The sequence below is a fragment of the Mesorhizobium sp. B2-5-13 genome, assembly GCF_006440535.1.
GTDB classification, from domain to species: Bacteria; Pseudomonadota; Alphaproteobacteria; order Rhizobiales; family Rhizobiaceae; genus Mesorhizobium; species Mesorhizobium salmacidum.
In genome coordinates this window covers 25,463-35,590 of the sequence record NZ_VFUI01000033.1, presented here as the reverse complement: position 1 = coordinate 35,590, position 10,128 = coordinate 25,463, and the positions used below count along the sequence as shown (strand labels likewise).

At 64.1% G+C, this 10,128-nt stretch carries 9 protein-coding genes; 4 read left to right on the top strand and 5 right to left on the bottom strand.

Going from position 1 to position 10,128, the window contains the following annotated elements; translation table 11 throughout:
* A partial coding sequence (locus tag FJ434_RS28200) for an aminotransferase class I/II-fold pyridoxal phosphate-dependent enzyme (RefSeq protein ID WP_140752134.1) occupies positions 1–525 on the top strand: 525 nt, incomplete at its 5' end.
* Between the two features lie 13 nt (positions 526–538).
* Here FJ434_RS28200 and FJ434_RS28195 read toward each other — a convergent pair.
* Together FJ434_RS28195 and mscL are read right to left on the bottom strand one after the other, a co-directional pair.
* Positions 539–1,705, bottom strand: a complete 1,167-nt coding sequence (locus FJ434_RS28195; RefSeq protein WP_140507515.1) for a pyridoxal phosphate-dependent aminotransferase — start codon at positions 1,703–1,705, stop codon at positions 539–541.
* 109 nt (positions 1,706–1,814) lie between these two features.
* Positions 1,815–2,237 carry a large conductance mechanosensitive channel protein MscL gene (gene mscL, locus FJ434_RS28190; protein WP_027145683.1) on the bottom strand — a complete coding sequence of 141 codons (423 nt, stop codon included), beginning with the start codon at positions 2,235–2,237 and terminating at the stop codon, positions 1,815–1,817.
* Positions 2,238–2,486: 249 nt separating this feature from the next.
* Here mscL and FJ434_RS28185 point away from each other — a divergent pair, with 249 nt between their 5' ends.
* On the top strand, positions 2,487–5,996 hold the full coding sequence (locus FJ434_RS28185; protein ID WP_140752717.1) for a PAS domain-containing hybrid sensor histidine kinase/response regulator: 3,510 nt from the start codon (positions 2,487–2,489) through the stop codon (positions 5,994–5,996).
* 16 nt (positions 5,997–6,012) lie between these two features.
* Here the strand turns inward: FJ434_RS28185 and FJ434_RS28180 are convergent, their stop codons facing one another.
* Complete coding sequence (locus tag FJ434_RS28180; protein WP_140752719.1) at positions 6,013–6,648, bottom strand: TetR family transcriptional regulator; 636 nt, start codon at positions 6,646–6,648, stop codon at positions 6,013–6,015.
* 94 nt (positions 6,649–6,742) lie between these two features.
* Here FJ434_RS28180 and FJ434_RS28175 point away from each other — a divergent pair, with 94 nt between their 5' ends.
* Positions 6,743–7,399 (top strand): O-methyltransferase, encoded by a 657-nt coding sequence (locus tag FJ434_RS28175; protein ID WP_140752721.1) that lies wholly within the window; start codon positions 6,743–6,745, stop codon positions 7,397–7,399.
* Positions 7,400–7,517: 118 nt separating this feature from the next.
* On the top strand, positions 7,518–8,816 hold the full coding sequence (locus FJ434_RS28170) for an MFS transporter (RefSeq protein ID WP_246678421.1): 1,299 nt from the start codon (positions 7,518–7,520) through the stop codon (positions 8,814–8,816).
* Positions 8,817–8,839: 23 nt separating this feature from the next.
* Here FJ434_RS28170 and FJ434_RS28165 read toward each other — a convergent pair whose 3' ends face one another.
* Entirely contained in the window at positions 8,840–9,499 is a 660-nt protein-coding gene (locus FJ434_RS28165; protein ID WP_027145680.1) for a response regulator transcription factor, read from the bottom strand.
* 123 nt (positions 9,500–9,622) lie between these two features.
* Positions 9,623–10,057, bottom strand: a complete 435-nt coding sequence (locus tag FJ434_RS28160) for a hypothetical protein (RefSeq protein WP_140752723.1) — start codon at positions 10,055–10,057, stop codon at positions 9,623–9,625.
* Positions 10,058–10,128 lie beyond the last annotated feature (71 nt).

Below are 10,128 nucleotides of genomic sequence, written 5' to 3'. Positions count from 1 at the left end.
CTGGGCGGCTACATCACCGGCACCAGCGCCGTCATCGACGCGGTGCGCTCCTATGCGCCGGGCTTCATCTTCACCACCGCGCTGCCGCCGGCGATCGCCGCCGCTGCCACAACATCGATCCGTCATCTCAAGCGCTCGCAGGCCGAGCGCGATGCCCAGCAGCAGCAGGCGAGCCGAACCAAGCAGATCCTGTCCGCCGCCGGCCTGCCAGTGATGGAGTCGCCAACCCACATCGTGCCGCTGCTGGTTGCCGATCCGGAGCTCTGCAAAATGGCCAGCGACCGCCTGCTCGGCGTGCACGGCATCTACATCCAGCCGATCAACTACCCGACGGTGCCACGCGGTACCGAACGGCTGCGCATCACGCCGACGCCGTTCCATTCCGATGCGCTGATCGCCGAACTGCAGGACGCGCTGGTCGAGACATGGGACGCGCTCGGCATTCCTTACGGGTCTGCGGGACGGCCAGCCGTCGCGAAAAGTGACCGCATTATTCCGCTTCTGGTGCCGAAGTCAGGCGGCTAAGGCCGCCACCTGTTCAAACAGTGTTCATCCAGCTAGCCAGCCGGTTTGCCGCTTCCTCGAGCTGATCGAGGCGGCGGTGGAAGCACAGCCGCAGGAACGCTTCGCCACCGGGGCCGAAGGCGGTGCCGGGCGCAAGGCCGACATTGGCCCTGTCGACGATTTCGAAAGCGGCTGCCCGCGAATCCGTGATGCCATCGACGGTGAAGAACAGGTAGAAGGCGCCCTGCGGCACGGTGAAGCGCGCCTTGCCGGTTTCGCCGAGAATGCCGCAGACCAGGTCGCGGGCTTTCCTCGCCCGCTCCACCTGTTCGGCGACGAAGGCATCGCCCTCGTCGAGCGCCGCGACCGCGCCGCGCTGCATGAACTGGGCGACACCCGAGTTCGAATACTGGATCAGGTTTTCGAACACCTGCTGCAGGCTTGGATGGGTCTTGATCCAGCCGACGCGCCAGCCGGTCATGGCCCAGTTCTTGGAAAAACTGTTGACGAACAGGATGCGGTCTTCCGCCTCCGCGATGTCGAGGAAGGATGGCGCGCGGCCATGACCATAGTGGAACAGCGAATAGATCTCGTCGGCGATGATCCACAGACCCCTGGCGCGGGCGAGATCGAGGATCGCCCGCAGGGTCTCATGGTCGGCGGTCCAGCCGGTCGGATTGGACGGCGTGTTGATGAACAGCGCCTTCGTGCGCGGCGTGACCGCCGCGGCGATCTTCTCGACGTCGCAGGACCAGCCATTTCCGGAATGGTCGAGCGTGACCGGCACCGGCACGGCACCCGCGATCGCGGCGGCGGCGTCGAAATTCGGCCAGGCGGGCGACAGGTAGATCACTTCGTCGCCAGCTCCCGCAAGCGCATCGAGCGCCAGCTGGATGGCATGCATGCCTGAGCCGGTGACGATGAATTGCTCCTCGGGGAAGGTCTTGGCGAAATGCCTGGAATAGTAGCGGGCCAGCGCTTGCCTGAGATCGGGGATGCCCCTCTGCCAGGTGTAGAACGTCTCGCCGCCGGCCAGCGCCTTCGACGCGGCATCGGTGATGAAGGCAGGCGTCGGCAGGTCGCCCTCGCCGGCCCAGAGCGGGATCAGGCCTTCGCGCAATCTGCCGTAGTTGACGACGGCGACGATACCGCTTTCAGGTGCGGCCAGGGCCTCGGGGCGCAGGGTCTGGATCAGGGTCATTGGGCAGGTCCGTTGTCTCGGGCGTTCGTAAGCGCTGCTTACCAGATACGAAAACAGAAAACCCCGGCCGCGAACGACCGGGGTTTTGGTCCAGAAGAACTCTATCCGTCTACCGCCTGGCCAGCAGATCGCGGATTTCGGTCAAAAGCTGTACATCGGCCGGCGGAGGAGCTGCCGCTGCGGCGGGCTTTTCCTTTTCCAGGCGCCTGCGCATGTTGTTCACGGCCTTGACCATGAGGAAGATGATGAAGGCGAGGATGAGGAAGTTCAGCACCACGGTGATGAAGCTGCCATAGGCAAAAACGGCGCCTTGCTTTTTGGCGTCCGCCAATGAGGTGGCGTTGACGGCCGAGGAAAGCCCAAAGAAGTAATTGTTGAAGTCCAACCCGCCGAAGATGGCTCCGACGATCGGCATGATGATGTCGTTGACCAGCGAATCGACAATCTTGCCGAAGGCAGCGCCGATGATGACGCCGACGGCCAAGTCCATCACGTTGCCCTTGGAAATGAATTCCTGGAATTCTTTCAGCATTCGACCCTCCTTGTCATGGCGGGTCGCGCAGCCGTCCCATCCCCGCGGCACCGACCCGACGACACCATAACAAAAACCTTGGGTTGCACCATCGGCTAAAAAAGAAAACAACCGCTTTCTCCTTACCTTGGGGCAGCCGCCGGAAATCATCGCCCGCATGCGCCGAAAGCCGCGATGGACTTGGCGCCCAAGCTGTGATTGCGTCTGACCCGGCCAGGTGAAAATCGGCACAGGGAGGATCTTGCCGGCGTGCAGGGCTTGTTCATCGTCATCATCGCGATCGCCTATGTGACGCTGCTGTTCGCCATCGCCAGCCTGGGCGACCGCCGCTCGGCCTTGTCAGGCCCCGGTCGGGCGCGGCCCTTCATCTATGCGCTCAGCCTTGCCATTTACTGCACGTCCTGGACCTTCTTCGGCTCTGTCGGCCTTTCCTCCGAACGCGGCCTCGAATTCCTCGGCATCTATACCGGCCCGGTGCTGGTGTTCGTGTTCGGCTTTCCCTTGCTCAACCGCATCGTGCGGCTGGCCAAGACCGAGAAGATCACCTCGGTCGCCGACTTTCTCGGCGCGCGTTACGGCAAGAGTTTCACCGTGGCCGCGATCGCCACGCTGATCGCCACGATCGGCGCCGTGCCCTATATCGCGCTGCAATTGAAGGCGATCTCCGGCTCGGTCAGCCTGATGGTCGAGCACTATACGGGCTCGCCGCCCTCCTTCGATCCCTTCGTCAGCGACATCTCGCTGGTCGTCGCCATGCTGCTTGCGCTGTTTGCGGTCCTGTTCGGCACACGCCATGCCGACGCCACCGAACACCAGGACGGGCTGGTGCTGGCGGTGGCGGTCGAGACCGTGGTCAAGCTTGCCGCCTTCCTGGCCATCGGCCTGATGGTCATCTTCCTGATCTTCGGCGGCCCCGGCGACATGTTCGACCGGCTGGCCGAGAATGGCCAGGTACGGCAGGCAATGGGCTATTCGACGTCGCTCGCCACCTGGCTGGTGCTGACATGTCTCAGCGGTTTCGCCATCATCCTCCTGCCGCGGCAGTTCTACGTCACCATCGTCGAGAACCGCAGCGAGGCCGAACTGCGCACCGCGACATGGGTGTTCCCGCTCTACCTGGTGGCGATCAACCTGTTCGTGCTGCCGATCGCCTTTGCCGGCCTGACGCTGGTCGGCACAAGGACGAGCAGCGACCTTTATGTGCTGTCGCTGCCGCTGTTCAGCGGCCACGATTTCCTGGCCATGGCTGCCTTCATCGGCGGCCTGTCGGCGGCAACCGCCATGGTCATCGTCGAGAGCGTGGCGCTGTCGATCATGATCTCCAACGACCTGATCATCCCGCTGTTCGTGCGCCGGCTGTTGCGCACGACCACCTCCGAGAACGAGGATTGGTCGACGCTTATCCTCAATGTGCGGCGTGGAGCGATCTTCATCCTTCTGTTCATCGCCTTTCTCTACTATCGCGAGAGCACCAACAGCGCCCGGCTGTCGTCGATCGGACTGATGTCCTTCGCGGCGATCGGGCAATTCGCGCCGGCCCTGATCGGCGGATTGATCTGGCGCGGCGCCAACGGCCGGGGCGCGGCACTCGGCATGGTCGCCGGCATCCTGGTCTGGGGCTACACGCTGCTGGTGCCGTCGCTCGTCGCGCAAGATGCCGGCATCATCGTGCATGGACTGTTCGGCTTCGAGGCGTTGCGGCCGCAGGCACTGTTCGGCACCGTCGCCGAACCGCTGAACCACGGCGTGCTGTGGAGCCTGTCGGTCAACGCGCTGTTCTTCGTCTTCGGGTCGCTGTCGCGCGCGTCGGTGCCACTGGAGCGCATCCAGGCATCGATCTTCGTGCCGCGCGAAGCCGGCCCGATGCCGAGCCTGCGCCGCTTCCGCACTGCCATCACCGTCAACGACCTCAAGGATACGATCGCACGTTATCTCGGTGTCGAACGCACCGAGCGGTCCTTTCAATCCTTCGAGAAGAGCAACGGCACCTCGCTGCACGGCAACGAGCAGGCCAGCATGGACGTCATCCGCTTTGCCGAGCAGCTGTTGGCAAGCGCCGTCGGCTCTTCCTCGGCGCGTCTGATCCTGTCGCTGCTGTTTCGCCGCCACGACCGAGAATCCCGCGACGCCTTCCGCCTGCTCGACGACGCCACGGAAGCGCTGCAGCACAACCGCGACCTGCTGCAGATCGCGCTCGACCAGATGGAACAAGGCATCACCGTTTTCGACCGCGATTTCCGGCTGATCTGCTGGAACCGCCAGTACCGGGCGCTGTTCGACCTGCCCGACGAGATGGGCCAGGTCGGCGTTTCGCTCGACCAGATCCTTCGCCATCTGGCCGAGCGCGGCGACATTCCCGCCGACCAGCGCGTGACGATGCTCAACCGGCTGACCAGCTTCGTCAGCCCGTGGCAGATGGAGTTGAAGACCAGCGGCCGCATCGTGGAACTGCGCTCCAACCCGATGCCCGACGGCGGCATCGTCGCCACCTATGCCGACATCTCGGGGCGCGTCGAGCAGGACCTGGCGTTGAAGCGCGCCAATGAATCTCTGGAGCAGCGCGTCAAGACCCGCACCGTCGAACTGACCAGGGTCAACGAGGAATTGACCCGGGTCAACGAGGAACTGGCACAGGCACAGATGCTCGCCGAGGAGGCCAATCTCGGCAAGACACGCTTCCTTGCCGCCGCCGGTCACGACATCCTGCAACCTTTGAATGCCGCCCGGCTCTATTGTTCTTCGCTGATCGAGAAGGCCGGCAAGGGTCCAGCAGGCAAGGCGGCCATCAACATCGAATCCTCGCTGGAATCGGTCGAGACCATTCTCGGCGCCGTGCTTGACATCTCGCGCCTCGATGCCGGCGCCATGAAACCTGACGACACCGCCTTCAACCTGGATGGCCTGCTGCGCCAGATCGGTAATGATTTTCGGCCACTGGCCGCGGAGAAAAAGCTTGGCCTGACGATCATGCCGTCGTCGCTGACGGTGGTGACGGACCGTAACCTGTTGCGCCGCCTGATCCAGAATCTTGTCTCCAACGCCATCAAATACACCCGCCAGGGCCGCATCCTTGTCGGTGTGCGGCGCCGTGGCGATCTGGCCGAGATCCAGGTGATCGATACCGGTATCGGCATCGCAGGTGACAAACTCAACACTGTTTTCCACGAGTTCACCCGGCTGGACGAAGGCGCACGCGAAGCCGAAGGTCTTGGTCTCGGCCTCTCCATCGTCGACCGCATCGCCAGGGTGTTGCGGCTCGAGATCCGCATCTTCTCCAACCCCGGCAAGGGCACGCGCTTTTCCGTCATCCTGCCGGTGGCGGCCGCGCAGGAGCCGCGACGCGAGGTCGAGACCAGGGCGCCGGCCCGCGCGGCGGCTTCGCTGTCCGGGCTGTATGTGCTGTGCATCGACAATGACATCCGTATCCTCGAAGGCATGCGGCTGCTGCTCGAAGGCTGGGGCTGCAATGTCGCCACGGTGACCGGCTCGGGGGATCTCGACAGGGTCGCGGTCCAACGTCCGGACATCGTGCTTGCCGACTACCATCTCGACCGCGAGACCGGTCTCGACATTATCATCCGGCTGCGGGCGACGCATGGTGACGACCTGCCGGCCGTGCTGGTCACGGCCGACCGCTCCAACGAGGTGCGAGCAGCCGCGGCAGGCCTCGATATCCCGATGATCAACAAGCCGTTGAAGCCGGCGGTCCTGCGTTCGATGATGGCCAGGTTCAGGCCGATGGTACGGGCGGCGGAGTGACGTCTAAGCGCCTGGATCAGGCCTGGTGCCCCAGGCATTTGAGATAGGCGCAGAACATGTCGGCGAGCGCGTCGGAATAGGCTTCGATTTCCGCCGACGTTCGCGGCTTTTCCGAAAACTCCGCCCCCACCGAGCTCAGCGTCGTTCGGATCAGGTCGCCGGCCATGACGCATATGGCATCGGGCGCATCGGGCAGCGTCTCGCGGATGAACGACTGGACCGCGCGATTGGCCACGGCCCTCGATTCGTCGGCCTCAGGCGCGTCCCTGTAGAGCGGAGCGGCATCGTTCAGGGCCCCGCGCACCGCTGCCTCCTCGCATTCCGAACGGATGAAGGCGTGCACCAGGGTGCGCGTCCGCTCAAGCGGCGGACTTTCGGCGTTCTCCAGGATGCCGCACAAGAGCTCGGTTGTCTGCCGCCATTCGTCGCTCTGTAGCCGGAACAGCAGAGCCGTCTTGTTGGGGAAGTACTGGTAGAGCGAGCCGACGCTGACGCCGGCCTGTTCGGCCACGCGCGTGGTGGTGAAACGCCGTGCCCCTTCACTGGCCAGAACCTGAACAGCAGCCTCTAAAATCGCCGCGACGAGTTCCGTGGCGCGCGCCTGCTTAGGCTGTTTTCGGGTGGAAATTGAAGGGGTTGGACGTTGGATCATGGCGGCACCCGGGAGTGCGAATTGGAAACCTGAAGGATTATTCGTATTTTCGAGACAACACAACGACGCATGCATTTCCGACTGGAGAACTGCCATGACCACGCTCACCGGAACCCCGCTGGCTCCCCTGCTCGCGCGCCTGTTCGAGGAAGCCGATGCCGCGACAAGCCCGGCAATGGCGCGATATTCGCATGAAGAACGGGCCCGCCTGCTCAACAGCAAGACCGAATATCGCGAGTTCTATGGCAGCATAAAGGATCTCTGGCTCGCGGTTTCGCCGGAAACCGGCACATTGCTCTACATGCTGGCGCGCAGCACGGGCGCGCGCATCATCGTCGAATTCGGCACCTCGTTCGGCATCTCGACGCTCTACCTCGCCGCCGCGCTGCGGGACAATGGCGGCGGCCGTCTGATCACGACCGAGTTCGAGAGTTCCAAGGTGATGCGGGCCAAGGCCAATCTCAGGGAAGGCGGCCTCATCGACCTGGTCGAAATCCGCGAGGGTGACGCGCTGGAGACGCTGAGCGCCGACTTGCCCGAGACGATCGACCTGCTGCTGCTCGACGGCGCCAAGGCGCTCTATCCGGAGATTGTTGGTTTGGTCGAGAGCCGGTTGAGGCCCGGCGCTTTGGTCATTGCCGACAACGCCGATTTCGCCCCGGACTATCTCCAGCGCATGCGCTCGCCGGCGGGAGGCTACATGTCGACGCCGTTCGGCGACGAGGTGGAGTTGTCGATGCGGCTCGGCTGAACACTCCGGCATAGACGACGATCAGATCAGCATGCTGCTCCTCGAGCGGCCGTAGGCGTTAACGTCAGACAACGCGCAATCCGGCCCTTCGGGCCTCCGACGCGTAGGTGACATCATCATGACCACAATTCCCTCCTGGCGCGGGCTGCCGCGCCCGGCGACGCTTGGACTTTTTCTGTTCTTCTGCGCCGGTTTCGCCGATGGCGCGCTGGTGCCTTTCTTTCCACTCTGGGCAAGCAGCGAAGCCGGCATCCCTGTCGGCACGATCGGCCTGCTGTTCGGCTGCTATGCCGGCGGCGAGCTGCTGGCGGCGCCGCTCATCGGCGGCATCGCCGACCGCATCGGCCGGCGGCCGGTGCTGATTGCCTCGTCGCTCGGCGTCGGTGCCGGCTTTCTGGCCCTGTTCTTCGTACACGGCGTCGTCGCCACCGCGCTCGTGCTGCTTTTGACCGGCATCGGCGAATCGGTGCTTCACCCGACAATACTGACCGCGATCGCCGATGTGACAGAGCCGTCCGCGCATCCGCGCTGGTTCAGCATGGCACGGGTGAGTTCGAGCGCGGGACAGATACTCGGGCCGGCCTGTGGTGCCTTGCTTGCGCTTATGTCACTGCGCTGCGTGTTTCTCGCCGGCGGCACGATGCTTGTGCTGGGCGGAATCGTGATGCTGCTGGCCCTGGACGAGACGATCAGCGCCGGCCGCGCCACCGGCGACGGCGATGAAGAGTACGAAGAGGAAGAAGGCTTGTCCGCGCTGCTGCCGGCGTTCCGCGACGGCCGGTTGGCGAAGCTCCTGCTCTGGGTCGTCCTGTTCGAGGTCGCCGGCAACTGGATCGAGGCGGTTATCCCGCTCTATGCGCATGACGCCGGCACGCTGACACCATCCGGCGTCGGCGCGCTGTTCGTCTACGCGGCCGCCCTGACGGTCGGCCTGCAGATGCTGGTAAGCCGTATGGTCGAGGCACGGTCCGCCTTGTGGCCGACGGTCGGTGCCGGCCTGGCAACGATACTCGCCTTCGCCCTGTTGGCCGCCTCGCCTGCAATGTTGGCGCTGATCGGCGCGGTCAGCCTGTGCTCGATCGCCCAGATGCTGGTCGGCCCGCTGGTACCGACCGCCGTCAATGCGCTGGCGCCTCAGGCACGACGGGCTTCCTACATGGCGGCCTCGTCGGTGGCGGTCGACCTCAAGGATTCGCTCGGCCCGTCCATCGGCACGGCGCTCTACGCACTGGCGCCGCGCCTGCCCTGGATCGCCGGCATTCCGCTGGTGGCGATCGCCTCGCTCGGTCTTGGCGCCGCGATCGGCCGCGCACGGCGGCCTTCAAACGAATCCAAATCGAACCCGAGCGCCAGGCCGGAAGCGGTCAATCCACCGGAGTTGCCGGTACCATGGTCGCCAAGTCCGGCAACCGAATAGTCGCGACCCGCTGCAGCCGGCACTCAGCCCGCCGGTTGCAGCGGGTCGCTGCCGATCTTGGACAGCAGGATCACCGCCTGGGTGCGGCTGTCGACGCCGAGTTTTTGCAATATGGCCGAGACATGCGCCTTGATCGTCGCCTCGGAAACGCCGAGCTCATAAGCGATCTGCTTGTTGAGCAGGCCTTCAGCCAGCATGCCGAGCACGCGGGTCTGCTGCGGGGTCAACGCCTGCAGCCGTTTGATCAGGTCCGATATTTCGGGATCGCGTTCGACACCGAGATCGACGCCGACGGGTGCCGCGATATCGCCGGCAAGCACCGACTGCACGGCGCCGCGGATTTCCTCCATGCTGGCCGACTTGGAGATGAAACCGGAGGCGCCGAGATCGAGAGCGCGCCGGATGGTCGCTGGATCATCATGCGCCGACACCACGACCAGCGGCACCGCCGGATGGATGCCGCGCAGGGAGATCAGGCCGGAGAGGCCGCTGGCGCCAGGCATCGACAGGTCCAGCAGCACGAGATCGACATCTTCATTGGCAACGACCAGCGCCTTGGCGCTTTCGAAATCGCCCGCCTCATGAATGGCGGTGACATTGCCGATGCCGGCAAGCGCCTCGCGCAGGGCGCCGCGAAACAGCGGGTGGTCGTCGGCGATGACGAAAGTATAGCCTGACGGCAAGATGTCCCTCCCCGAATCCCCGATTTACTGCTTTTTGCGGGATCAGTCGGACGATTATGAGGGGCCGCGCGCTGTTTTCAAGCGGCAAAGCCAGCGCGCCGCGTATTCCCTCGTCACTAGCGCTCAGGTCTTCTGCGAGTTGAGCTGGGCGCCGCCGCCGCTGTCCTTGTCCATATCCTTGACGATGCCCATGAAGCTCTTCAGGAAGCGCTCCATATAGCTCATCGTCGTGTTGAAATCCTCCTCGCTCGGCAGTTTCGATTCGAGGCGGGCGGAGAGCGAATTCTCCAGCTTGGTGACACGCTCGTCCATCGCCTTCATCGAGGTCTGCAGGCGATCGACCTCATCCTGGTAAGCGGCGCGTTCATCGGCCGCCATCTTGCAGACGAGCTGGCCCGAATGCTCCTCGCAGATCGACATCGCGCCGGTCTGCGTATCCATGCGGACATAGCCGTTGTCAGACTTTTCCAGCCGGTAGCGGTCGACTTCTTCCGAATAAGCTGAGGCCGCGACCAGTGAGACGAGCGCGGCGGGGATCAAGATGTGCTGCAGACGCATGTTGTCCTCCATGGCCAAGCCTGAAATATCGCATGTTTGCGCCGGAAATGGGGAAGACCCTTGGCGTGGCC

Excerpts from the sequence above, each read along its gene's own strand:
- FJ434_RS28195 (WP_140507515.1), bottom strand. The coding sequence starts at position 1,705 with ATGACCCTGATCCAGACCCTGCGCCCCGAGGCCCTGGCCGCACCTGAA.
- mscL (WP_027145683.1), bottom strand. The coding sequence starts at position 2,237 with ATGCTGAAAGAATTCCAGGAATTCATTTCCAAGGGCAACGTGATGGAC.
- FJ434_RS28160 (WP_140752723.1), bottom strand. The coding sequence starts at position 10,057 with ATGCGTCTGCAGCACATCTTGATCCCCGCCGCGCTCGTCTCACTGGTC.
- FJ434_RS28170 (WP_246678421.1), top strand. The coding sequence starts at position 7,518 with ATGACCACAATTCCCTCCTGGCGCGGGCTGCCGCGCCCGGCGACGCTT.
- FJ434_RS28180 (WP_140752719.1), bottom strand. The coding sequence starts at position 6,648 with ATGATCCAACGTCCAACCCCTTCAATTTCCACCCGAAAACAGCCTAAG.
- FJ434_RS28175 (WP_140752721.1), top strand. The coding sequence starts at position 6,743 with ATGACCACGCTCACCGGAACCCCGCTGGCTCCCCTGCTCGCGCGCCTG.